Genomic DNA, 21,261 nt, shown 5'->3' with positions numbered 1-21,261 from the left:
TTCATCGTGCTCAAACGCCAGATTGCATTGGCGGATCAAGCAAGGCCGGCGCGCCGCCTACACCATGTCGGGGCAGCCGGAGTCGCACTCCTCGCGCCACTGCTGGCACGGCAGGCCCGTGCCGAAGCCGACGCATTGGCGGTAGTTCTCGGCGCATTGCTTGTAGCAGGCATACACCGGGTCGTTGGCGTAGGCGCTGGAGGCGCCCAGGCCGAGGGTAAACAGGAACAGCGACAGTTTCAGCTTATTCATTTTTTCCATCCCTTCTAGTTGTCTAGTTGATTGGGGCGACGCCGGCCTTACAGGCCTTCGCAGGTGTCCATGCAGGCGTAGAGCTGCTCCAGGCAGGCCTCGTTCGGCTCCGGCGTCAGGATGCCGCCGGTGCAGCGCTTGTAGGCCTTGTTGCACTGGGTTTGGCATTGGTGTTGCGGGGTTTCGGCATACACGGTCGCGCTGCCCAGGCCGATTGCGAACATAAACAGCGCCAGTTTGATTTTCATGATTCTTTCTCCAAGGTGGACAACAGGGTGATGGGCCGGCGCGCACGCGCCGGCGCCGGCTGACGCTTATTGGTCGTGCAGGCAGAAGTGGCGGCACTCGACCAACGTGTCGTTGCACTGCGGGCCGCCGTTATGGCTGACGCAATACTGCCATTCGGCCTGGCATTGGTTCAGGCACCAGTTGCCGCTGGCGTAGGCGGTGGCGGTCGAGCCGCCCAGACCGAGGGCGAACATGAACAGGGCCAGTTTGAGTTTCAGTTTCAGTTTCATCAATCATTCTCCAATCGTCGGTTTAAAGGGAACATCCAGACTGCCGGGGCGTGCTCAGCTGGGGTCGGCGCAGCCATGGCGGCAGTCGAGCCAATCCTCTTTGCACTCCAGGCTGCCGGGATGCTTGGCCAGGCAAGCTTTGTAGTCGAGCTTGCATTGATCCTGGCAAGTCGGGCGGGCGTGGGCCAGCGAGCTGCCCAGCCCCAGGGCGAACAAAAACAGGGCCAGTTTGGTTTTCATCGGTGCTTCTCCTCCAGTCAATGCGGACGCCCGGCTCGGTGGCCGGGCGCGTGGGCTCGATTACAGGCTGTCGCAGTAGTCCAGGCAGCTGATCAGCTGCTCCTGGCAGTACTCGTTGATTTCACCGACCAGGCCGCCGTTGCATAGCTTGTAGGACTTGTAGCATTGGGTTTGGCATTGATGCTGCGGCGTTTCGGCATACACCGAAGCGCTGCCCAGACCAAGTGCGAACATAAACAGGGCAGCTTTGATTTTCAATTTCATGACATGGTTTCCTTATAGGTTTTTTGTGGGAAGCAATTACATGCGCACGCAGTCACCCCAGCAGGTGCTGCGCTCGCCGACGCAGCCGCTCAAGCCGGCTTGCACGCAGGCGCGGTAGTCGTAGTCGCACTGGGCGCGGCATTGCGCCACGTTGGGGTAGGCGTAGGCCGCCGACGAACCCAGTCCAAGCGCAAACAGAAACAAACCGATTTTCTTTTTCATCTCTCGCATTCCTCAGGCAATTCGAATCATTGGCCTGGCGCGGCCGGCGCGCCAGGCGCGTGGGCCGTCCTTACGCCTAGTTGGCGCCGATGCACTCGTCCTGGCATTCTTGGCGCTCGGTGGCGCAGACCGCGCTCGGCTGCGACTTCAGGCAGTACTTGTAGACGGCATTGCAACCCTGCAGGCACTCCCAGTTGGGCGGGCGGGCGTTGGCGGCGGAAGCCCCCAGGCCCAGCGCGAACAGGAACAGCGACAATTTGACTTTCATGATGCGTCTCCATATGGCAAATCGGACGGACGGATTCAGGCCGGGCATGCCGTCCGCACGCCCTGCCCGCCACAGCGGTGTTGCGATGTGTTCTAGCGGCTCAGGCGCCGGGCTTGGCGGCGCGCTTGAGCGCGTCGTCGATGGCGACCTGGTTGAAGCCGGTGATGCGGCGGTTGCCGATCAGGATGACGGGGACGCCCTCGCCGTCGAGGCGCTTGAACTCCTCGCGGGCCTTGCTGGAGTCGTCGATGTCGAAGTCGGCGAAGGCGATGTTCTGGCCGCGCAGATAGTCGCGCGTCTTGGCACAGAAGGGGCATTGCTTGGTGCCGTAGACCACCACCCGGGTCTTGGCGTCCGGGAAGTAGGCGGCGTAGTTACCCTCGGTGTAGGGCGACTTGAGCCACTGCGGCGCGTGGACGGCCACGTAGCCGGCGCCCAGGCCGGCGCCCAGCACCAGCAGATAGGCAACGGTTTGCTTCAGTTTCTGGATCAACATGTCGACTCGGCCTTGTTTCCGATGGTGAGACCGCCGATGCGGCACGCCGGTGCGGCGCGCTGCGGCGGGAACCTCAGGACGCGCTCCGATCGGGAACCGCCCCGCCCTCGCCGACTCCGCCTGCTCATAAGAAATCGGCATATCAATATTACCTAAATAATACTTTTAGTAAAGATATATGCGGCAAAGTTGCGTATTTACTACTTATTGCTAGCGGACTGCAAGTGACGCCCGCTGGCCGGCGATGGCGGGCCTACGGGCCGATCGCTCGTTCTCCGGTCGCGGGTTCAAACACGGCAGCAGGCTAGCGGGAAGTGCTCAGTTGTGGTCGAAGCAGTCGTGGCGGCACTGGAGCTGTTCATCTCTGCATGCCAGGACGTCCGGGTTCCTCTTCATGCAAGTGTTGTATCTGGCCTCGCATCGGACCTCGCAGCTCGGCACGGCGTGGGCCAGCGAACCGCCCAGGCCCAGCGCGAACAGGAACAACGACAATTTCACTTTTACTTTCATGGTGCGTCTCCAGATGGCAAATCGGACGGACGGATTCAGGCCGGGCATGCCGTCCGCACGCCCTGCCCGCCACAGCGGTGTTGCGATGTGTTCTGGCGGCTCAGGCGCCGGGCTTGGCGGCGCGCTTGAGCGCGTCGTCGATGGCGGCCTGGTTGAAGCCGGTGATGCGGCGGTTGCCGATCAGGATGACGGGGACGCCCTCGCCGTCGAGGCGCTTGAACTCCTCGCGGGCCTTGCTGGAGTCGTTGATGTCGAAGTCGGCGAAGGCGATGTTCTGGCCGCGCAGATAGTCGCGCGTCTTGGCACAGAAGGGGCATTGCTTGGTGCCGTAAACCACCACCCGGGTCTTGGCGTCGGGGAAGTAGGCGGCGTAGTTACCCTCGATGTAGGGCGACTTGAGCCACTGCGGCGCGTGGACGGCCACGTAGCCGGCGCCCAGGCCGGCGCCCAGCACCAGCAGATAGGCAACGGTTTGCTTCAGTTTCTGGATCAACATGTCGACTCGGCCTTGTTTCCGATGGTGAGACCGCCGATGCGGCACGCCGGTGCGGCGCGCTGCGGCGGGAACCTCGGGACGCGCTCCGATCGGGAACCGCCCCGCCCTCGCCGACTCCGCCTGCTCATGAGAAATCGGCATATCAATATTACCTAAATAATACTTTTAGTAAAGATATATGCAGAAGAGTTGCGCATTTACTACTTATTGCTAGCGGACCGCAAGTGACGTCCGCTGGCCGGCGATGGCGGACCTACAGGCCCTCGCAACCGCCGTAGCAGTTCCAGCGCAACTCCTCGCAGCGTTCGTTCGGCTCGGGCGTTTCCAGCTTGCCGACGCAGGCGCGGTAGGCCTCGTTGCAGTTCCAATAGCATTCGTTCAGCGGCGAGGCGGCATAGGCCGACGCGCCGCCCAGTCCCAATGCGAAGACGAACAGGGCCAGTTTCAGTGTCATCAGGTTTCTCCGAAAAATGGAACAGCGCCCGGCGCCGGGGCCGGGCGCGCGGGTTCGATTACAAGAGGTCGCAGGCGTCCAGGCAGTAGGTCAGCTGCTCGATGCAGAGAGGGTCAGGTCCGTCCGAGTTCGGCCCATTGCAGCGGTCGTAGGTTTTATAGCAGTTGGTATTGCATTGGTCGCGTGGCGTTTCGGCGTACACCGTGGCGCTGCCGAGGCCGAGGGCGAACATGAACAAGAGTGGTTTGATTTTCATTGCGAACTCTCCAAAGTGATTGATACGAAGGGGGCTTAACGATGTTGCCGGTGCGCTTACTGAGGTGCGCAATCGCCGATGCGGCTGGCGTCGGCGCGGCCGGCTCAGGCGCCGGGCTTGGTGGTGCGCTTGAGCGCGTCCTCGATGGCGGCCTGGTTGAAGCCGGCGATACGGCGGTTGCCGATCAGGATCACCGGCACACCCTCGCCGTCGAGACGCTTGAACTCCTCACGGGCCTTGCTGGAGTCGTCGATGTCGAAATCGGCGAAGGCGATGTTCTGGCCGCGCAGATAGTCGCGCGTCTTGGCGCAGAAGGGGCAGTGCTTGGTGCCGTAGACCACCACCCGGGTCTTGGCGTCGGGGAAGTAGGCGGCGTAGTTGCCCTCGGTGTAGGGCGATTTGAGCCACTGCGGCGCGTGCACGGCCACATAGCCGGCGCCCAGACCGGCGCCCAGCACAAGCAGATAAGAAACGGTTTGTTTGAGTTTTTTGATCAACATGTCGACTCGGCCTTGTCTCCGATAGTAAAACCGCCGGGGCGGGGGGGGGGGGGGGGGNNNCCGGCGCGCCACGGCGGGAACACCAGGGCGCGGTCCGGTCGGGCCGCGCCCTGCCCTCGTCGGCCGTGCGCGGTGGCGCATGGCCCGTGCAGCAATATTACTTTAAATATATTTTTAGTAAATAGATATGCATATCAGTTGCGCAATTGCAACAGCAGCCGATTCGGCGAGGCGATTGCGCTTGGCACAAGCTGCATACATGAAACTAACATATCCATATTACGAAAACAATAATATTGTTTATATAAATAGTAAATTGCATCATGCTATGGGGTGTGCCGTGGCAGGCGGGGCGCGCATAAAAAAAGCCAGGCACACCGTGCCTGGCTTTTTATCCCTCGAATCGCAGGGGATTAGAACGAGTAGGAGGCATTCGCCGCGAAGGTGCGGAACTGCGGCAAGTACTCCGAACGACGCCAGGCGATCGGCGAGTCCTGGTTCAACAAGTTGTTGATGTAGAAGCTCAACTTGACGTTCTTGATACCCGAGTAGCTGACGTTGTAGTCCAGCGAGGTGTTGCTGCGCACACGTTCGCAGGCGGCCATGTTTTCCGCGGCGACCTTTTGCGTGACGCAATAGGTTGGCGAATCTTCGCTGTTGTTGGAATAGCCGCCGGTGTAGTTGACCGTCACGCCATTGTCGAAGTCGCCCGTTTTCAAGGAAGCGCGCAACTTCATCTTCAGACGCGCGAGACCTTCATAGTTGCCGGCGGTGTTAGGGCTGTAGGCGTTGTCGGCCACGCTGAAGGTCTGGTAGTTCAGCGCGTAGTTACCCTCGAGCTTGAGCTTGACGTCGCCGATGTCCTTCAGCGGGAAGCGGCTGGTGACGTCGAAGTCGAAGCCGGAAGCGCGCGTCTTGCCGGAGTTGACATACGGGTTGTACACCAGGCCCAGCTTGCCGATGCCCTGGAAGTTGGTGGCGTTGCCCGGGGCGTACTTCTTGACCAGCGCCAGGAAGTCGTTGTCGGTGCCGGTGTTGTCGACGCGCAGCAGTTGACCGGCCGGCAGCGCGGCTTCGCCCTTCAGGATGTCGACGGTGGTGCGGGTGCCGATTTCATTCTTGCGCTCGATGTTGTAGTAGTCGAGTGCCAAGGTCAGGCTCTTCATCGGCTCGAACACCAGGCCCAGCGTGTAGGAACGCGAGGTTTCCGGCTTCAGGTCGGGGTTCGACTTGACGAAGCCCGGCAGCGAGCCATCGCAATCGTAACTTTGGTAGGTGTTGGCCTGTTGCTTGTCGTTGGTGGTGGCGCTCGGCGAATCCTGCACCAGCTTGTTCAGCGCGGCGGCGATCGGGCAGCGGCGCGGATCGTTGACCTTGGAGGAGATCGAGCTACGGCCCATGCCGTTGCCCGATTCGACGATGTTGGGCGCGCGGAAGCCGCCCGAGGCGGTGCCGCGCAACAACAGCGAGTCGGTGGCGTTGATGCGCAGGCCCAGCTTCGGCGAAAGGTGGGCTTCGCTGCCGCTGGTCTTGTCGGCGCGCAGGGCGGCGCTCAATTCGACGCGCTTGACCACGGGAATGGTGGCTTCGCCGAACACGGCGTAGTGGCTGACGCGGTCCTTCACCTGCAGGCCGAAGATGCCGACCAGCTCGCCGTTGAGCACGTTGTCCGAGCTCTTCATTTCGTAGGCTTCGCGACGCAGGTCGGTGCCCACGGCGATGCTCAGCGGACCGGCCGGCAGTTGCGCCACTTCGCCCGTGACGGTGGCGTCGAAGAAGGAGATGGTCGACTTGCCGGAGGTGACGCGGACCGGGAACATCGATTCCAGCAGGGCCGGATCGTTTTGCTGGCCGAACTTGTAGGTGCCGTTGATGATCGCGTCGGTGTAGCCCTTGGCGCTGGCGGCGCGGGTCGACTTGGTGGCCGACGAGGTCATGTAGCCGGCCGCCGATTTCCAGTCGAAGTCGCCGACCGAGCCGCTCAAGGCCAGCATGGCGCGGGTTTGATCCGACTCGGTGCGGTTGAAGTTGAAGCCGTTGCCGGTGTCCATCAGGCGGGCGCGGAACTCGGTCGGGGTGCTGTAGGGATTGTTCGGATGGCCGACCGGCAGTTTCGGATAGAAGAACGGGCCGACCATCTTGCCGCCGACGGTGTTGTACCAGATGTTGCTGGTCGAGGTGGCGACGCCCAGGTTGGTGTGCAGCGGCGCGACCAGGTACTCGTTGGTGGCGCCGGCGGTGGTGATCTCGAAATTGGCGTCGATGTCCTTGCCGATTTTGAAATGGGTGCTGCTGACGGCGGCATAGCGCTTGTTGTTCGTGGTCAGGCCGGTGTACGGAATGACGTCGAATTTGCACTGCTTGTCGGCCGGGTCGACCTGATCGGCCGGGCAGCCCGGCGCGGCGACGATGTTGGTGCTGCTGCGGAAGTAGTTGCCGGTCGGCGAGTAGCCGCTCTTCGCGTCCCAGGTCGAGTGGGTCGGCGTCTTGCGGTACCAGTCCGGGTAGCGGCCGGCCATCTCGCCGGTGGAGTAACCGTCGCGCTTGTAGCCTTCGAAGGTCACATAGGTGTTGAAGCCCTGCTTGTCGATGTCGCCGTAGCCGTAGATGGCCGAGGCGCTGCGGTTGCGGCGGTCCTGGAAGCCGTCGGTGGCCTCGTAGTTGACCGAGACCTTGCCGCCCTCGAAGTTCTTGCGCAGGATGATGTTGATGACGCCGGCGATGGCGTCGGAACCGTAGATGGCGGAGGCGCCGTCCTTCAGGATCTCGATGCGCTCGATGGCCTCGGCGGCGATGGCGTCGAGGTTGGTGAAATTCTGTTGCGCGCCGTCGGACAGGCCGTAGGGGGCGATGCGGCGGCCGTTGACCAGCACCAGCGTGGCGACCTTGCCCAGGTCGCGCATGGCGACGCCGGACGAGCCGGTGGCGAAGCCGCCGGAGCCGGCCGAGGCCGAACTGATGTCGGTGGTGATGGCGCTCGACGACATCAGGATGCCCAGCGCGGTGCGCTCGCCGGTACGCTCGATGTCGGCGCGGCTCAGGACCTGGACCGAGGCGGCCGCCTCCGTGGAGGTGCGCTTGATGCTACTGCCGGTGATTTCGACACGTTGGATTTTTTCGTCGCCGGCGGCCGCTTGCTGCGCCGAGGCGTAAGGCGAAAACGCCAATGTCAATGCCAGTGCGATGGCACTTTTCTTCAAAACAGGTAAATGACTCAAAACGACTCCCGGGTGAGTTTTTCATAAAGTTCCGCGCGTTCGCCAACGGCTTCTGTTGTAAAAGTGGCCTGGCTTTTCACGCAACCGTCGAATTTCTCACATCGTTACCGAAAATAAAAGATTTTCCTCGTGGCGGAAGCGAAATTCCCGACTCCGGGGGAATTTTTGTTGCTTTTTGGCACAAAGAGGGCGCCTCGGCGGCGCCATGACAAAGGGGCCGGGCGGGTTCGCGATGCGAACCGGCCCGGCCCCTTCTTGAAGCGGCGGGACACCCCGCCGCTTCAGCTACGATTATTGCAGTTTGATTTCGACATCAACGCCAGCTGGCAGGTCCAGCTTCATCAGCGCGTCAACGGTCTTGTCGGTAGGATCAACGATGTCCATCAGACGCTGGTGGGTGCGGATCTCGAACTGGTCGCGCGAAGTCTTGTTGACGTGTGGCGAACGCAGAACGTCGAAACGCTGGATGCGGGTTGGCAGGGGTACTGGACCCTTGACCACGGCGCCGGTGCGCTTGGCGGTTTCGACGATTTCCAGAGCGGATTGGTCGATCAGCTTGTAGTCGAAAGCTTTCAGACGGATACGGATTTTTTGATTTGGGGTCGACATGGTATTTCCTTAAAAGAACGAACCGCGGCGGCTGGCGCGCGGCAATAAGTAAAAAAACTACCTTGATACTGCTAGGGACGACATGATAGCACCAAAATGCTTGCCGTTCTCGGCAGCCCGATAAAAAAGGGCAGCGCCGCAAGCGGCCCCGCCCTTTTCATCTATCGCTAACTCTTAAAATTCAAGAATTAAGCAATGATTTTAGCAACAACGCCGGCGCCGACGGTACGACCGCCTTCGCGGATAGCGAAGCGCAGGCCTTCTTCCATCGCGATCGGGTTGATCAGCTTGACGGTGATCGACACGTTATCGCCTGGCATGACCATTTCTTTGTCCGCTGGCAGTTCGATCGAACCGGTCACGTCGGTGGTACGGAAGTAGAACTGTGGACGATAGTTGTTGAAGAACGGGGTGTGACGACCGCCTTCGTCTTTCGACAGCACATAGATCTCGCCGGTGAAATGGTTGTGCGGCTTGATCGAACCCGGCTTGGCCAGAACTTGACCACGCTGAACATCTTCACGCTTGGTGCCGCGCAGCAGCAGACCGACGTTGTCGCCAGCCATACCCTGGTCCAGCAGCTTGCGGAACATTTCCACGCCGGTGCAGATGGTTTTGACGGTGTCGGTGATGCCGACGATTTCGATTTCTTCGCCGACTTTGATGATGCCGCGTTCGATACGACCGGTAACCACGGTGCCGCGACCCGAGATCGAGAACACGTCTTCCACTGGCATCAGGAAGGCGCCGTCAACAGCGCGCTCTGGCGTAGGGATGTACGAATCGAGCGCGTCGGCCAGTTGCATGATGGCTTGCTCGCCCATTGGGCCGGTGTCGCCGTCCAGCGCCATACGGGCCGAACCTTTGACGATCGGCAGGTCGTCGCCTGGGAAGTCGTATTTCGACAACAACTCGCGCACTTCCATTTCGACCAGTTCCAGCAGTTCCGCGTCGTCGACCAGGTCGCACTTGTTCAGGAACACGATGATGTATGGAACGCCAACTTGGCGGGCCAGCAGGATGTGCTCGCGGGTCTGTGGCATTGGGCCGTCAGCTGCGGAGCAAACCAGGATCGCGCCGTCCATCTGTGCCGCGCCGGTGATCATGTTTTTGATGTAATCGGCGTGGCCTGGGCAGTCAACGTGCGCGTAGTGACGGGCAGCCGTTTCGTACTCGACGTGGGCGGTGTTGATGGTGATGCCGCGCGCTTTTTCTTCCGGAGCCGCATCGATCTGGTCGTATGCTTTAGCTTCGCCGCCGAATTTCTTCGACAGCACCGTTGCGATCGCAGCGGTCAGGGTGGTTTTACCGTGGTCGACGTGGCCGATGGTGCCGACGTTGACGTGCGGCTTGGTCCGTTCGAATTTACCTTTTGCCATTTTATTCTTCCTTAGAACATGATTTAAATATGCGGGCCGGGAGATGTTCCGCGGCCCGCAAAAATACAAAAATTACTTAGCTTTCGCGGTAACGATTGCGTCGGTGACGTGCTTAGGCGCTTCCGAGTAGTGCTTGAATTCCATCGTGTAGGTCGCGCGGCCCTGCGTTGCGGAACGCAGCGAGGTCGAGTAACCGAACATTTCGGACAGTGGCACTTCGGCTTTGATGATCTTGCCACCGCCGCCTGGGATCTCGTCCATGCCCTGCACCATACCGCGGCGGGACGACAGATCGCCCATCACGGTACCGGCGTAGTCTTCCGGCGTTTCCACTTCCACAGCCATCATCGGCTCCAGAATGACTGGCGACGCTTTGCGGCAACCGTCTTTGAAGGCCATCGAAGCGGCCATCTGGAACGCGTTTTCGTTCGAGTCCACATCGTGGTACGAACCGAAGAACAGCGTGACCTTGACGTCGACCACTGGGTAGCCGGCCAACACGCCGGTGTTCAGCGTGCCGCGCACACCCTTTTCAACCGCCGGGATGTATTCGCGTGGAACCGTGCCGCCTTTGATGGCGTCAACGAATTCGAAGCCCTTGCCCGGTTCTTGCGGTTCGATTTTCAGAACCACGTGACCGTACTGGCCACGACCACCGGATTGCTTGACGAACTTGCCTTCGGACTCTTCGCACACCTTGCGGATCGTTTCGCGGTAGGCCACTTGTGGCTTGCCGACGGTCGCTTCGACGCCGAATTCGCGCTTCATGCGGTCAACGATAATTTCCAGGTGCAACTCGCCCATACCACCGATGATGGTCTGGCCCGATTCTTCATCGGTCTTGACGCGGAACGAAGGATCTTCCTGTGCCAGGCGGTTCAGCGCCAGGCCCATTTTTTCCTGGTCGACCTTGGTCTTAGGTTCGACGGCCTGTTGAATCACCGGCTCAGGGAAGACCATTTTTTCCAGCGTGATGATCGACGATGGATCGCACAGGGTTTCGCCGGTGGTCGCATCTTTCAGACCAACCGCGGCGGCGATGTCGCCGGCGTGCACTTCTTTGATCTCTTCGCGCTGGTTGGCGTGCATCTGCAGAATACGGCCAAGACGTTCTTTCTTGTTCTTGATCGGATTGTAGACGGTGTCGCCCGACTTGATGCTGCCGGAGTAGACGCGGAAGAAGATCAGCTGGCCGACGAACGGGTCGGTCATGATCTTGAAGGCCAGCGCCGAGAATTTCTCGGTGTCTTCAGCTTTACGGCTGGTCGGCTGGTCGTCCTCATCCATACCTTGCACCGGCTTGATGTCGACCGGCGATGGCAGGTACTCGATCACGCCGTCCAGCATGGCTTGGACGCCCTTGTTCTTGAAGGCGGTACCGCACATCATTGGGACGATTTCCGACGCCAGGGTACGGGCACGGATGGCGGCCTTGATCTCGGCTTCGCTCAGATCGCCTTCTTCCAGGTACTTGTTCATCAGCTCGTCGCTCGACTCGGCGGCGGCTTCGACCATTTTCAGGCGCCACTCGGCGGCCAGCTCGGTCAGCTCGGCAGGAATGTCGCGGTAGTCGAACTTCATGCCCTGGGACGCGTCGTCCCAATAGATCGCCTTCATCTTGACCAGATCGACCACGCCGAGGAAGTTCTCTTCGGCGCCGATCGGGATCTGCAGGGGAATCGGGTTCGCCTTCAGGCGGGCACGCATCTGCTCGTAAACTTTGAAGAAGTTCGCGCCGGTGCGGTCCATCTTGTTGACGAAGGCCAGACGCGGCACTTTGTACTTGTTGGCCTGACGCCATACGGTTTCCGACTGTGGCTGAACACCGCCCACTGCGCAGTAAACCATGCAAGCGCCGTCGAGCACGCGCATCGAGCGTTCGACTTCAATGGTGAAGTCGACGTGGCCCGGGGTGTCGATGATGTTGATGTGGTGCTCAGGGAAGTTGTTAGCCATCCCTTTCCAGAAGCAGGTGGTCGCCGCGGAGGTGATCGTGATACCGCGCTCTTGTTCCTGCTCCATCCAGTCCATCGTGGCGGCGCCATCGTGGACTTCACCGATCTTGTGGTTCACGCCCGTGTAGAACAGAACGCGCTCGGTGGTGGTCGTCTTACCTGCATCGATGTGAGCGGAAATACCGATATTGCGGTAGCGCTCAATGGGGGTCTTGCGGGCCATAATTAATCCTAAATCTTTTAATGGACAAAACCGAGCAGCATTTTTTGACAAAATGAGCCCGGCCTCGAACAACAGATAACAGCCGGGTCCCGAAGAACCCGGCCGATTTTATTAGAAGCGGAAGTGCGAGAACGCCTTGTTCGCTTCAGCCATGCGGTGCACTTCATCACGCTTTTTCATTGCGCCGCCACGGCCTTCGGCCGCTTCCATCAGCTCGCCACCGAGACGCTGTGGCATGGATTTTTCGCTACGCTTGTTCGCGGCTTCGCGCAACCAACGCATCGACAGAGCCATACGACGGACTGGGCGAACTTCGACCGGCACCTGGTAGTTTGCACCACCGACGCGACGGGATTTCACCTCAACCAGCGGTTTGGCGTTGCTGATCGCGGTAGCGAACACTTCGAGCGGATCCTTGCCCGATTTAGCAGCGATGTGCTCGAAAGCACCGTAGATGATGTTTTCTGCGACCGATTTTTTACCGGACAGCATCAGCACGTTTACAAATTTAGCGACATCAGTGTTGCCGAATTTTGGATCTGGCAAAATTTCGCGCTTGGGTACTTCACGACGACGTGGCATATCAATTCCTTTCAATCTTCAGTTGAGGTGCGTCTTATTCGCACTCTCGCGGACGGCCATCATAGCCCCCCACTTACTCGACCAGATGCGGTCGACTACATTCACTTAGCCTACTGCCACTGAGCGAAACTTGGGTTTACAACTCGATTACTTCTTACCAGCCTTAGCGCGCTTGGTACCGTATTTCGAGCGAGCTTGCTTACGGTCTTTGACGCCCTGGGTATCCAGTGCACCGCGAACCATGTGGTAACGCACACCCGGCAAATCCTTAACACGACCGCCGCGCAGCAGAACAACGCTGTGCTCTTGCAGGTTGTGGCCTTCGCCGCCGATGTACGAAATGACTTCGAAACCGTTGGTCAGGCGAACCTTGGCTACTTTACGCAGCGCCGAGTTAGGCTTTTTAGGGGTGGTGGTGTACACACGGGTGCAAACGCCACGTTTTTGCGGGCTGTTTTCCAGCGCCGGCGATTTGCTCTTCACGGTCAAAGCGACACGTGGATTGCGAATCAGTTGATTGATGGTTGGCATCGTTCTAAATCCAACAAAATTACAACGTTAATAACCCGGACGGATGTCCGGGGACTGAAACCTAGTCTCGATTTCCTATGCACGGTAGAGGCGCGGGCAGCCACTCACGTTGGAGCGGCCACAAAGAGCGTATACGATGTGCAGAATAAATGGAGAACTCGCAAGTATAGACGTGGACCAGCTTGCAGTCAATCTATTTCGCGGCGGCCGGCGGCTGGCGCCACGGCCGAGGAGTGTTGCGCGGGGTCCGCAAAAGCTAACTGTCGCCCCAGGAAAGCACAGATAATAGCAGACATTTTTGCCACCTCCGATTCTATGCGCGTTTCACTCCGGCCGCTGCTGCGCCCCGCCCCCCTGTTCCTGCTCGCCAGCTACCTGCTGCTCAGCCTCCTGCCCTGGGTGCCGCTGCTGCTCGGCCGCGCGGTCGAGCGCGGCGGCCAGATCGCCGCCGTCGAGCTGCTGGCGTGGCTGGCCGTGTGGGCCGTGCTGCAGCGCCCGGCCTGGTTCCACTGGCTGCTGCTGCCGGCCTTCCTGGCCGCGCCGACCGAGCTGTATCTGTTCGTCTTCTACGGCCAGGGCATCTCCACCCACCACCTGGGCATCATCGCCGAAACCAGCCCGAAAGAGGCGCTGGAGTTCCTCGGCCAGAAAGTCTGGCTGATGGGCGGCGTGATGTTCGGCGTCTGCCTCTGGTGGCTGCTGACCGGCTGGGCCGCGCTGCGCTGCCGCGCGCTGGAATGGCGCGGCCGCAGCCGCTGGGCCGTGCTGGCGGCGCTGTTGCTGCTGGGCGGCTTGTGGACCTACGGCTGGGAGTTCGGCATCCGCGCCAAGCCGGCCGGCGGCGGCCACGGCGCCGGCGCGGCGCACGCGGCCAGCCTGGCGGCGCCCACCGCGAGCCCGGCTCCGGCTGGCAGCACCGCCGCGGGCGGCAACGCCAGCTTGAACTCCGGCGCGGCTGTCGGCGGCGGCACGGCACTGGCCTCGACTTCGACTTCGACTTCGACTTCGACTTCGGCACCGGCATCGGCATCGCCATCGGCCGCCGTCAGCGTGGCCGCCTCCGGCTTCGGCGACGAGGCCGGCGACGAGGCCGACGAAGGCGAGGAGGACGCCGTCGAGGACAGCAGCCCGCAGCACGTCGCCATCGCGGCGGCGCACCGCACCGGCTGGAAGCTGGCGCCGCTGCCGTGGTGGGTGCGCTCGCCGATCGAGTTCGAAGCGATCGGCTCCGCCTGGCCGTTCGGCCTGATGGTGCGCGGCGTCGACTTCTATAAAGAGCGCCGCTATCTGGCCGAGCTGGGCCAGCGCAGCAGCAGCTTCACCTTCAAGGCCCACCAGCCGCAGGCCAACCGCGACCCCGAGCTGGTGGTGATGGTGATCGGCGAATCGTCGCGCTACGACCGCTGGAGCCTGAACGGCTACGCCCGCGAGACCAATCCCCTGCTCAAGCGCGAAGCCAACCTGGTGACGCTGCCCGACGTGATCACCGCCGTGTCGGCGACGCGGCTGTCGGTGCCGGTGATGATCTCGCGCAAGCCGTCGATGCAGAGCCTGAAGGACGGCTTCTCGGAAAAATCCTTCCTGACCGCCTACAAGGAGGCCGGCTTCAAGACCTACTGGCTGTCGAACCAGATCTCCTTCGGCCAGTTCGACACGCCGGTGTCGGTGTTCGCCAAGGAGGCCGACGTGATCCAGTTCCTCAACCTGGGCGGCTTCACTAACAACTCCAACTTCGACCAGATCCTGCTCGACCCATTGAAGAACGCGCTGGCCGATCCGGCGCCGAAGAAGCTGATCGTGCTGCACTCGCTGGGCAGCCACTGGAACTACAGCCAGCGCTATCCGCAGGCCTTCGACAAGTGGCAACCCTCGCTGTACGGCGTCGACAAGCCGGTCTACACCGACACCAAGATCAAGCCGCAACTGAACAACAGCTACGACAGCTCGATCCTCTACACCGACTGGTTCCTGTCACAGGTGATCGGCCAGTTGAAGGACAGCGGCCAGCTGGCCTCGATGATGTACGTGGCCGACCACGGCCAGACGCTGTACGACGGCAGCTGCAACCTGGCCTTCCACGGCCACAACACGCAGTTCGAGTTCCACGTGCCGGCGCTGGTCTGGTATTCCGACCAGTACCGCGAGCACTATCCGGACAAGGTCAAGCAGCTGCTGCGCCACCGCAAGGCCAGGCTGGCGACGGAGAACGTGTTCCACACCCTGCTCGACCTGGGCGACATCGACTACGACGGCGAGCGGCCGGAATGGAGCTTCGTCAACAAGCAGTTCAAGCAGCACAAGCGCTACGTCGACAGCTACGGCTGGACCAACTACGACAACGCCACCATCAAGGGCGACTGCCGCGAAGTGATCGACAAGAGCAAGCCGCTCAAGCAGGAGAAGTAAGGCCACCCCGCCGGGCGCTCGGTGGCGGAGGGGCTCGTTGTCATATGAGAGAACGTCATGCTCCGCCCGAATGCAGCTGAATTAAGAAAACCCAGCGGCGTGAATCTAGGGTCAGACCCGCCGGGTCTGACCCTGGCGTCTGCCTTGGGGGCGCTCTAAAGCCGCCGACGCTTTGACTGAGCGGTGCGCTAGGCCGCCGCCCTCTGCCGCAGCACCTGGCCGCAGTCCTGCGGCTCAGCCAAATACTCATTCAACCAATCAAACACGCGCCTGGCCTTGGCGTCGATCTCGGCGCCGAAGCCGCGCGCGCGCAACAGGGCGATGCCGTTGGTCTCGGCCAGTACGCCGGGCGCGATGCGCAGGCGTGACTGGTCGCCGTCGGGCGCGCTGACGCACAGCGGCGTCAGACAATCGGCCAGCAGCGGCGCCAGCACCAGGTTGTGCGAGGAGACGATCACCAGCCCGGACGCGGCCAGCGAGTGCAGCACGGCGGCCGCCGCCGAGATCGATTCGATGTGATTGGTGCCACGGAAGATCTCGTCGATGATGAACAGGCCCGGGCCGCGCTCGGCCAGCGCCAGCAGCTCACGGGCGCGGCGCAACTCGGCGATGTACAGGCTCTCGCCGCTGCTCAGCGCGTCCTCGCCCTGCATGCTGGAGTAGACCGGCAGCGCCGGCGCGCTGGCCGAGCGCGCGTAGCAAAAGCCGAAGGCGCGCGCGACGATCAAATTCAAGCCGACCGTGCGCAGCAGCGTGCTCTTGCCGATGCCGTTCTGGCCGGAGATGAAGGCGCCCCGGCCGTCCAGCGCGAAGTCGAGCGGCGCGGCGCGTTCGAGCAGGGGATGCACCACCTGCTCGAAGCGCAGGCGCGGCGGCGCCGGAACGGCCGCCGCCGGACTCGCGGCGGCGCTTGCGGCGGCGCTTGCGGTGGCGCTTGCGGTGGCACTTGCGGCGGCACTTGCGGCGGCCGGCGCAATGGCCGACGACAGCCCCTCGGACGCGCTTGCCGCCGCCGGGGCAGGCTCGATCCAGCAGTGCTGCGGCGTGGCGGCCAAGTGGCGCGCCAGCGCCAGGTCGGCCTCCAGCCGGCCCACCAGCAGGAAGCTTTGGCGCAGGAAGTCCAGATGCAGCAGCACCGTGTCGCGGCTGGCGAAGTAATGGCGCACGTTCTTCAACCACAGCCAGTCGCTGTATTCGCGCACGCCGGGCAGGTTGTCGAGCGGCGAGCGGGTGATGGCGCGGTTGATTTTGCCGGCGCGCGCGGCGCCGTCGCGCAGTACGACCGTGAACGGATCGTCCAGCCGCGCCAGCAAGACGTGGCTACGCAGCAGCTGCTGCATGGTGCGCAGCTTGCGCTCCCACTGCTCGATCTCGTCGCTGAAACGCATCTGCACGCCGAGCAGCAGCAGCCAGACCAAAACGGCGCCCAGCCACAACATCATCCAACCGCTGAGCAGGCCGCCGCCCACCAGCAGCAGGAAGCTCAACGGCAGCCAAGGCAACATGCCGCTCCAGCGCGGCGCCGGCCGGCCCGGCGGACCAAACAATTGTTGACTGATCTCGACATCTGCTTGCCTCAGACCCTCGCAACATTGCTGCAGGCGGGCCTGGCGCGCCGCGTCCTGACTCAGCGCGCGCCGCCGCGCCGCGCCGCCATCGCCATCGCCATCCTCGGCACCTGCGCCATCGTCGGCCACGCCGCGCAAGCGCTGGTGCAGGATCTGCTGGCCGATGATGCTGGTGGCCGGCGCCAGCCGGGCGCTGTACTGTTCGAGCAGCATCTCCTGCCAAGTCTGCTCGTCGACCGCGCCGGCCACTGTCGCCGAAACGGTGCGGTGGTACAGGCCGACGTCGTGGGTGGTGAAGGGATAGTCGGCCGGCGGCGGGCCGGCCGGCGTCAGCAGCGCGATCAGGCGGCCGGCGGCGGCGCCCAAGGAGTGTCGCCAACGTGGCAAGGAATTCATGCGGGTTCCATGGTGGTGCGGTGGGGTCAAGATGATACCGCTTGCCACATAAACAAGTGCGACTAAGAAACATACCAAAAGCCGGACCGGAAAACCGAGCAAGAAATCAGCTCCCAACCCGCCTGCCACAACAGCCAGGCCCGGCCTTGGCTTGGCTTGGCTTGGCTTGGCTTGGCTTGGCTTGGCTTGGCTTGGCTTGGCTTGGCTTGGCCAAGCCGGGCCGGATTGGGCCGGATTGGGCCGGATTGGGCCGGGCCGGGCCGGGTTGGACCAGGTTGAGTCGGACTTGCATGTTCATGCACGTTGATGCACAATTACATTCATCCATTTGCACGTTTCTTTTCACCATGTCCGCCTCCATCACGTCCATCAGCGCCGTCCGCCTGCCCGAAGAACGCCAACGCCTGATCGTCGAGCGCTTGGCCGGCGGCGGCCGCGTGCTGGCCGCCGAGCTTGCGCGCGAGTTCGGCATCTCCGAAGACACCGTGCGGCGCGACATGCGCGAGCTGGCCGCCGCCGGCCTGTGCGAACGCGTCTACGGCGGCGTACTGCCGCTGTCGCCGGCCTCCGGTCCGCTGGTGCAGCGACAAGAGCAGGCGCGCCCGCGCAAACTGGCGCTGGCCGCCGCCGCCCTGCCCCTGCTGCGCCAGGGCCAACTGCTGCTGATCGACGCCGGCTCCACCAACGGCGCCATCGCCGAGCTATTGCCGGACAATCTGGGACTGAGCGTGGCGACCAATTCACCGGCCATCGCCGCGCTGCTGGCGCCGCGCCGGGGCATCGGGCTGATCGTCATCGGCGGCCAGGTCGATTGGCGCTCCGGCGCCAGCCTGGGCGCGCGCGCCGTGCGCGATGTCGCCGCCCTGCGCGCCGACCTGTGCTTCCTCGGCGCCTGCTCGGTCGACGCGCGACGCGGCATCGGCGGCTTCAGCCTCGAGGAGGCCGAGTTCAAGCAAGCCGCCGTGGCCGCCAGCGACGCCGTCGCGGTGGCCGTCACCAACGAAAAGATCGGCACCGGCGCGCCCTACGACGTGGCGGCGATGCGCCAGATCGCCTATCTGCTGGTCGAACACGACGCCGACCCGGCACGCCTGGCCAGCTTCTACGGCGAGGCGACCCAGGTGCGGGTGGCCGACGCCGCCTGATCCCCCGCACCTCCACCGAAAGCACGCATGCACGCAGCCGCAGTCAAACAAGCCCGCTGGGCCACATTGATGGTCTTCTTCGCCAACGGCCTGGGCATCGGCGCCTGGGCCACGGCGATCCCGCCGCTGAAGCAGGCACTGGCCCTGTCCGACGCCAGCCTCAGTCTGGCGCTGCTGACCTTGGCCGCCGGAGCGGTGTGCTGCATGCCGCTGTGCGGCCGGCTGGTGCCGCGCGTCGGCGGCACTGCCGCCGCCACCCGGCTGGCCGGCCTGGCCTTCGCCGTGCTGCTGCCGCTGCCGCTGTGGGTCGGCAGCCTGCCGCTGCTGATGCTGGCCACGCTGCTGCTGGGCGCCGCCAACGGCCTGCTCGACGTCGCCATGAACGCCCACGCCAGCACGGTGGAGCGGCGCTGGGGCACGGCCATCATGTCTTCGTTCCACGCCGCCTTCAGCCTGGGCGGCCTGGCCGGCACCGGCGTCGGCGCCGCCCTGCTGTACTTCGACACGCCGACCGCCTGGCTGCTGCTGCCGACCGCGCTGATCGTCCTCGCGCTGGTGGCGACGGCGGCCGGACGACTGGGCCCGGACGCGAACGACACGCCGCCGGCGCAGCATGGCGCCGGCAGCGGCACGACGACAGCGGCGCCAGCCGGCGCGGGCGCGGCTGCGGCGACGGCCGACACCACGACCGTGTCTGCCAGCGCCGGTCCAATGGCCCCGGCCAACGCGGCAGCAGCAGTGGCAACAGCAGCGGCAACAGCAACAGCGGCGGCGCGCCGTGCCAAGCTGGCCGTGGCCGGCCTGGCGGCGATCGCCCTGCTGTGCTTCCTGGTCGAGGGCGCGATGGTCGACTGGAGCGGCCTGTACCTGACCAGCACCGGCGCCACGGCGGCGATGGCCGCCGCCGGCTTCGCCGCCTTCTCCTGCACGATGGTGCTGGGCCGCCTGCTGGGCGACCGCGTGGTGCGCCACTTCGGCAGCCAGCAGGTGATCGTCGGCGGCGCCGTGCTGGCCACCTTGGGCCTGAGCCTGGCCGGCGCGCTGCCGTCCACCGCCAGCATCCTGACCGGCTACGCGCTGGCCGGGCTGGGCCTGTCGAACGTGGTGCCGGCCATCTTCAGCGCCGCCGGGCGGACCGGCAGCTCGGCCGCCGCCGGCATCGCCATGGTGGCCAGCGCCGGTTACGCCGGCCTGCTGGCCGGGCCGCCGCTGATCGGCGCGGTGGCGGTCAACTGGTCGCTGCGCGTCGGCGTCGGCGTGATGGCCGGCGCCGCCCTCTGCGCCGCGCTGCTGACCCTGGCCGTCCGCCGCCGCGGCGCGGACACGGCGGCGGACACCGCGGCGGACAGCGCCGCCCCGCCGGCGGCGCGCAAAGCCAGCTGAATCAAGCACTTAGGCCGCCGCGCCGGGGTGGCACGAAAGCTGCATAGGTAGCGACATCCTCGTCCACCACCGCCACCATGATCCGCGACACCTCCCACCAAGACGCCGTGCTGACCCAGCCGCCGGCGCAACGCCACAAACGCCGCCTGCTGTGGGCAGGCGCCGCCGTCGCCCTGGCCGGCGTGAGCGTGCTGCTGCTCGGCGCCTGGCGCGGCAACGAACACTCGGTCAGCGCGGCGCGCTTGCGCATCGCCGCCGTCAGCCGTGGCACGCTGCTGCGCGACGCCGCCGTCAACGGCCGCGTGGTGGCCGCCGTCAGCCCGACGCTGTACGCCACCACGCCGGCCACGGTGACGCTGAAGGCCTCGGCCGGCGACACCGTCAAGAAGGGCGACGTGCTGGCCGTGCTGGAGTCGCCCGACCTGTCGGACGCGCTCAAACGCGAACAGTCCAGCTACGCCCAGCTCGAAGCGGAGGTGGCGCGCCAGCAGATCTTGGCGCGCAAGCAGAAGCTGCTGGCGCGGCGCGAGGCCGACGTTGCCGAGATCGAGCGCCTGTCGGCCCAGCGCGTGCTGGAACGCTACCAGGCGGTGGCCAACGACGGCATCATCGCCAAGATCGACTTCCAAAAAGCCAAGGACGCGCTCAACTCGGCCGAGATCCGCGCCAAGCACGCCGAGCAGGCCGCCGCGCTGGAGGGCGACAACGTGGCGCTGGAGCTGACCACCAAGGTGCAGCAGCTCGACCGCCAACGCCTGACCCTGGCCAACGCCCAGCGCCGCGTCGACGAGCTGACCGTGCGCGCGCCGGTCGACGGTTTCATCGGCACGCTGTCGGTGGCCAACCGCAGCGTGGTGCAGGCCAACGCGCCCTTGATGACGCTGGTCGACCTGTCCAAGCTGGAGGTCGAGCTGGAGGTGCCGGAAACCTACGTCGCCGACATCGGCCTGGGCATGCGCGCCGAGATCAGCGCCGGCGCCATCCAGGCCGGCGGCACCCTGTCGGCGCTGTCGCCCGAGGTGGTGAAGAACCAGGTGCTGGCACGGGTGCGCTTCAACGGCGCCCAACCGGCCGGACTGCGGCAGAACCAGCGCGTCAGCGCGCGCCTGTTGATCGACGAGAAGCCGGGCGTGCTGCTGCTGCCGCGCGGCCCCTTCGTCGAGGCCGAGGGCGGCCGCTTCGTCTACCTGGTGCGCGACGGCGTCGCCGTGCGCACGCCGGTCAAACTGGGCGCCACCAGCGTGGCGGCGGTGGAGATCGCCGGCGGCCTGCGCCAGGGCGACCAGGTGGTCATCGCCGGCAGCGAAGCCTTCGAGAACGCCGCCCGCGTCACCATCCACCAATAAGCCCGGCCGGCCAAGCCACACCCCCCCCCCCCATTCCACCCGAC

24 protein-coding genes are annotated in these 21,261 nt (G+C 63.8%); 4 read left to right on the top strand and 20 right to left on the bottom strand.

Going from position 1 to position 21,261, the window contains the following annotated elements:
- Positions 1 to 57: 57 nt before the first annotated feature.
- The 19 genes from H7U20_RS08455 to rpsL all read right to left on the bottom strand — a co-directional run bounded on the left by H7U20_RS08455 (position 58) and on the right by rpsL (position 12,973).
- Positions 58 to 252 (bottom strand): hypothetical protein, encoded by a 195-nt coding sequence (locus H7U20_RS08455; protein WP_199519142.1) that lies wholly within the window; start codon positions 250 to 252, stop codon positions 58 to 60.
- A 47-nt stretch (positions 253 to 299) separates the two neighbouring features.
- The gene (locus H7U20_RS08450) at positions 300 to 500 is read right to left on the bottom strand and encodes a hypothetical protein (protein ID WP_199519141.1); all 201 of its coding nucleotides are present in this window, start codon (positions 498 to 500) and stop codon (positions 300 to 302) included.
- Between the two features lie 66 nt (positions 501 to 566).
- Entirely contained in the window at positions 567 to 770 is a 204-nt protein-coding gene (locus H7U20_RS08445; RefSeq protein WP_199519140.1) for a hypothetical protein, read from the bottom strand.
- 54 nt (positions 771 to 824) lie between these two features.
- Positions 825 to 1,010, bottom strand: coding sequence for a hypothetical protein (locus H7U20_RS08440; protein ID WP_199519139.1), 186 nt, complete (start codon positions 1,008 to 1,010; stop codon positions 825 to 827).
- Positions 1,011 to 1,070: 60 nt separating this feature from the next.
- Positions 1,071 to 1,274, bottom strand: a complete 204-nt coding sequence (locus tag H7U20_RS08435; protein ID WP_199519138.1) for a hypothetical protein — start codon at positions 1,272 to 1,274, stop codon at positions 1,071 to 1,073.
- A gap of 36 nt (positions 1,275 to 1,310) precedes the next feature.
- Positions 1,311 to 1,496 carry a hypothetical protein gene (locus tag H7U20_RS08430; protein WP_199519137.1) on the bottom strand — a complete coding sequence of 62 codons (186 nt, stop codon included), beginning with the start codon at positions 1,494 to 1,496 and terminating at the stop codon, positions 1,311 to 1,313.
- A gap of 76 nt (positions 1,497 to 1,572) precedes the next feature.
- Positions 1,573 to 1,764, bottom strand: a complete 192-nt coding sequence (locus H7U20_RS08425) for a hypothetical protein (protein WP_199519136.1) — start codon at positions 1,762 to 1,764, stop codon at positions 1,573 to 1,575.
- A gap of 100 nt (positions 1,765 to 1,864) precedes the next feature.
- Positions 1,865 to 2,260, bottom strand: coding sequence for a glutaredoxin family protein (locus tag H7U20_RS08420; RefSeq protein WP_199519135.1), 396 nt, complete (start codon positions 2,258 to 2,260; stop codon positions 1,865 to 1,867).
- 318 nt (positions 2,261 to 2,578) lie between these two features.
- Complete coding sequence (locus tag H7U20_RS08415; protein ID WP_199519134.1) at positions 2,579 to 2,770, bottom strand: hypothetical protein; 192 nt, start codon at positions 2,768 to 2,770, stop codon at positions 2,579 to 2,581.
- 100 nt (positions 2,771 to 2,870) lie between these two features.
- On the bottom strand, positions 2,871 to 3,266 hold the full coding sequence (locus H7U20_RS08410; protein WP_199519133.1) for a glutaredoxin family protein: 396 nt from the start codon (positions 3,264 to 3,266) through the stop codon (positions 2,871 to 2,873).
- A 253-nt stretch (positions 3,267 to 3,519) separates the two neighbouring features.
- On the bottom strand, positions 3,520 to 3,720 hold the full coding sequence (locus H7U20_RS08405) for a hypothetical protein (protein ID WP_199519132.1): 201 nt from the start codon (positions 3,718 to 3,720) through the stop codon (positions 3,520 to 3,522).
- Between the two features lie 58 nt (positions 3,721 to 3,778).
- A complete protein-coding gene (locus H7U20_RS08400; protein ID WP_199519131.1) occupies positions 3,779 to 3,976 on the bottom strand; it encodes a hypothetical protein in 198 nt (65 codons plus the stop codon).
- A gap of 104 nt (positions 3,977 to 4,080) precedes the next feature.
- Positions 4,081 to 4,476: a glutaredoxin family protein gene (locus tag H7U20_RS08395; protein ID WP_199519130.1), complete on the bottom strand. Its 396-nt coding sequence runs from the start codon at positions 4,474 to 4,476 to the stop codon at positions 4,081 to 4,083.
- 413 nt (positions 4,477 to 4,889) lie between these two features.
- Positions 4,890 to 7,643: a TonB-dependent receptor plug domain-containing protein gene (locus H7U20_RS08390; protein ID WP_233410584.1), complete on the bottom strand. Its 2,754-nt coding sequence runs from the start codon at positions 7,641 to 7,643 to the stop codon at positions 4,890 to 4,892.
- Between the two features lie 342 nt (positions 7,644 to 7,985).
- The gene (rpsJ, locus tag H7U20_RS08385; protein WP_038497056.1) at positions 7,986 to 8,303 is read right to left on the bottom strand and encodes a 30S ribosomal protein S10; all 318 of its coding nucleotides are present in this window, start codon (positions 8,301 to 8,303) and stop codon (positions 7,986 to 7,988) included.
- Positions 8,304 to 8,491: 188 nt separating this feature from the next.
- Entirely contained in the window at positions 8,492 to 9,682 is a 1,191-nt protein-coding gene (tuf, locus tag H7U20_RS08380; protein WP_199519072.1) for an elongation factor Tu, read from the bottom strand.
- A gap of 72 nt (positions 9,683 to 9,754) precedes the next feature.
- The gene (gene fusA / locus H7U20_RS08375) at positions 9,755 to 11,860 is read right to left on the bottom strand and encodes an elongation factor G (protein WP_199519128.1); all 2,106 of its coding nucleotides are present in this window, start codon (positions 11,858 to 11,860) and stop codon (positions 9,755 to 9,757) included.
- Positions 11,861 to 11,971: 111 nt separating this feature from the next.
- Positions 11,972 to 12,442: a 30S ribosomal protein S7 gene (gene rpsG / locus H7U20_RS08370; protein ID WP_093390887.1), complete on the bottom strand. Its 471-nt coding sequence runs from the start codon at positions 12,440 to 12,442 to the stop codon at positions 11,972 to 11,974.
- Between the two features lie 147 nt (positions 12,443 to 12,589).
- Positions 12,590 to 12,973 carry a 30S ribosomal protein S12 gene (gene rpsL / locus H7U20_RS08365; protein ID WP_025603541.1) on the bottom strand — a complete coding sequence of 128 codons (384 nt, stop codon included), beginning with the start codon at positions 12,971 to 12,973 and terminating at the stop codon, positions 12,590 to 12,592.
- A gap of 315 nt (positions 12,974 to 13,288) precedes the next feature.
- On the opposite strand from rpsL, the gene H7U20_RS08360 reads away from it, so the two are divergent.
- Positions 13,289 to 15,379: a phosphoethanolamine transferase gene (locus H7U20_RS08360; protein ID WP_233410583.1), complete on the top strand. Its 2,091-nt coding sequence runs from the start codon at positions 13,289 to 13,291 to the stop codon at positions 15,377 to 15,379.
- Positions 15,380 to 15,567: 188 nt separating this feature from the next.
- Here the strand turns inward: H7U20_RS08360 and H7U20_RS08355 are convergent, their stop codons facing one another.
- Entirely contained in the window at positions 15,568 to 17,343 is a 1,776-nt protein-coding gene (locus tag H7U20_RS08355) for a MutS-related protein (RefSeq protein ID WP_199519127.1), read from the bottom strand.
- Between the two features lie 347 nt (positions 17,344 to 17,690).
- Here H7U20_RS08355 and H7U20_RS08350 point away from each other — a divergent pair, with 347 nt between their 5' ends.
- The 3 genes from H7U20_RS08350 to H7U20_RS08340 all read left to right on the top strand — a co-directional run bounded on the left by H7U20_RS08350 (position 17,691) and on the right by H7U20_RS08340 (position 21,217).
- Entirely contained in the window at positions 17,691 to 18,488 is a 798-nt protein-coding gene (locus H7U20_RS08350; RefSeq protein ID WP_199519126.1) for a DeoR/GlpR family DNA-binding transcription regulator, read from the top strand.
- 27 nt (positions 18,489 to 18,515) lie between these two features.
- The gene (locus tag H7U20_RS08345; protein ID WP_199519125.1) at positions 18,516 to 19,871 is read left to right on the top strand and encodes an MFS transporter; all 1,356 of its coding nucleotides are present in this window, start codon (positions 18,516 to 18,518) and stop codon (positions 19,869 to 19,871) included.
- A 77-nt stretch (positions 19,872 to 19,948) separates the two neighbouring features.
- Positions 19,949 to 21,217 carry an efflux RND transporter periplasmic adaptor subunit gene (locus H7U20_RS08340; protein WP_199519124.1) on the top strand — a complete coding sequence of 423 codons (1,269 nt, stop codon included), beginning with the start codon at positions 19,949 to 19,951 and terminating at the stop codon, positions 21,215 to 21,217.
- The last annotated feature ends 44 nt before the right edge of the window (positions 21,218 to 21,261 follow it).

Origin of the sequence: Rugamonas violacea, from assembly GCF_016461825.1 — a bacterium.
Classification (GTDB): Bacteria; Pseudomonadota; Gammaproteobacteria; order Burkholderiales; family Burkholderiaceae_D; genus Rugamonas.
The sequence above is the reverse complement of the archived record's forward strand: the minus strand, read 5'-3'. Positions and strand labels throughout refer to the sequence as shown.

Excerpts from the sequence above, each read along its gene's own strand:
- H7U20_RS08440 (WP_199519139.1), bottom strand. The coding sequence starts at position 1,010 with ATGAAAACCAAACTGGCCCTGTTTTTGTTCGCCCTGGGGCTGGGCAGC.
- rpsL (WP_025603541.1), bottom strand. The coding sequence starts at position 12,973 with ATGCCAACCATCAATCAACTGATTCGCAATCCACGTGTCGCTTTGACC.
- H7U20_RS08405 (WP_199519132.1), bottom strand. The coding sequence starts at position 3,720 with ATGACACTGAAACTGGCCCTGTTCGTCTTCGCATTGGGACTGGGCGGC.
- H7U20_RS08420 (WP_199519135.1), bottom strand. The coding sequence starts at position 2,260 with ATGTTGATCCAGAAACTGAAGCAAACCGTTGCCTATCTGCTGGTGCTG.
- tuf (WP_199519072.1), bottom strand. The coding sequence starts at position 9,682 with ATGGCAAAAGGTAAATTCGAACGGACCAAGCCGCACGTCAACGTCGGC.
- H7U20_RS08340 (WP_199519124.1), top strand. The coding sequence starts at position 19,949 with ATGATCCGCGACACCTCCCACCAAGACGCCGTGCTGACCCAGCCGCCG.
- H7U20_RS08355 (WP_199519127.1), bottom strand. The coding sequence starts at position 17,343 with ATGAATTCCTTGCCACGTTGGCGACACTCCTTGGGCGCCGCCGCCGGC.
- H7U20_RS08430 (WP_199519137.1), bottom strand. The coding sequence starts at position 1,496 with ATGAAAAAGAAAATCGGTTTGTTTCTGTTTGCGCTTGGACTGGGTTCG.
- H7U20_RS08400 (WP_199519131.1), bottom strand. The coding sequence starts at position 3,976 with ATGAAAATCAAACCACTCTTGTTCATGTTCGCCCTCGGCCTCGGCAGC.
- rpsG (WP_093390887.1), bottom strand. The coding sequence starts at position 12,442 with ATGCCACGTCGTCGTGAAGTACCCAAGCGCGAAATTTTGCCAGATCCA.
- H7U20_RS08435 (WP_199519138.1), bottom strand. The coding sequence starts at position 1,274 with ATGAAATTGAAAATCAAAGCTGCCCTGTTTATGTTCGCACTTGGTCTG.
- fusA (WP_199519128.1), bottom strand. The coding sequence starts at position 11,860 with ATGGCCCGCAAGACCCCCATTGAGCGCTACCGCAATATCGGTATTTCC.
- H7U20_RS08445 (WP_199519140.1), bottom strand. The coding sequence starts at position 770 with ATGAAACTGAAACTGAAACTCAAACTGGCCCTGTTCATGTTCGCCCTC.
- H7U20_RS08410 (WP_199519133.1), bottom strand. The coding sequence starts at position 3,266 with ATGTTGATCCAGAAACTGAAGCAAACCGTTGCCTATCTGCTGGTGCTG.
- H7U20_RS08425 (WP_199519136.1), bottom strand. The coding sequence starts at position 1,764 with ATGAAAGTCAAATTGTCGCTGTTCCTGTTCGCGCTGGGCCTGGGGGCT.
- H7U20_RS08360 (WP_233410583.1), top strand. The coding sequence starts at position 13,289 with ATGCGCGTTTCACTCCGGCCGCTGCTGCGCCCCGCCCCCCTGTTCCTG.
- H7U20_RS08395 (WP_199519130.1), bottom strand. The coding sequence starts at position 4,476 with ATGTTGATCAAAAAACTCAAACAAACCGTTTCTTATCTGCTTGTGCTG.
- H7U20_RS08450 (WP_199519141.1), bottom strand. The coding sequence starts at position 500 with ATGAAAATCAAACTGGCGCTGTTTATGTTCGCAATCGGCCTGGGCAGC.
- H7U20_RS08415 (WP_199519134.1), bottom strand. The coding sequence starts at position 2,770 with ATGAAAGTAAAAGTGAAATTGTCGTTGTTCCTGTTCGCGCTGGGCCTG.
- rpsJ (WP_038497056.1), bottom strand. The coding sequence starts at position 8,303 with ATGTCGACCCCAAATCAAAAAATCCGTATCCGTCTGAAAGCTTTCGAC.
- H7U20_RS08350 (WP_199519126.1), top strand. The coding sequence starts at position 17,691 with ATGTCCGCCTCCATCACGTCCATCAGCGCCGTCCGCCTGCCCGAAGAA.
- H7U20_RS08455 (WP_199519142.1), bottom strand. The coding sequence starts at position 252 with ATGAATAAGCTGAAACTGTCGCTGTTCCTGTTTACCCTCGGCCTGGGC.
- H7U20_RS08345 (WP_199519125.1), top strand. The coding sequence starts at position 18,516 with ATGCACGCAGCCGCAGTCAAACAAGCCCGCTGGGCCACATTGATGGTC.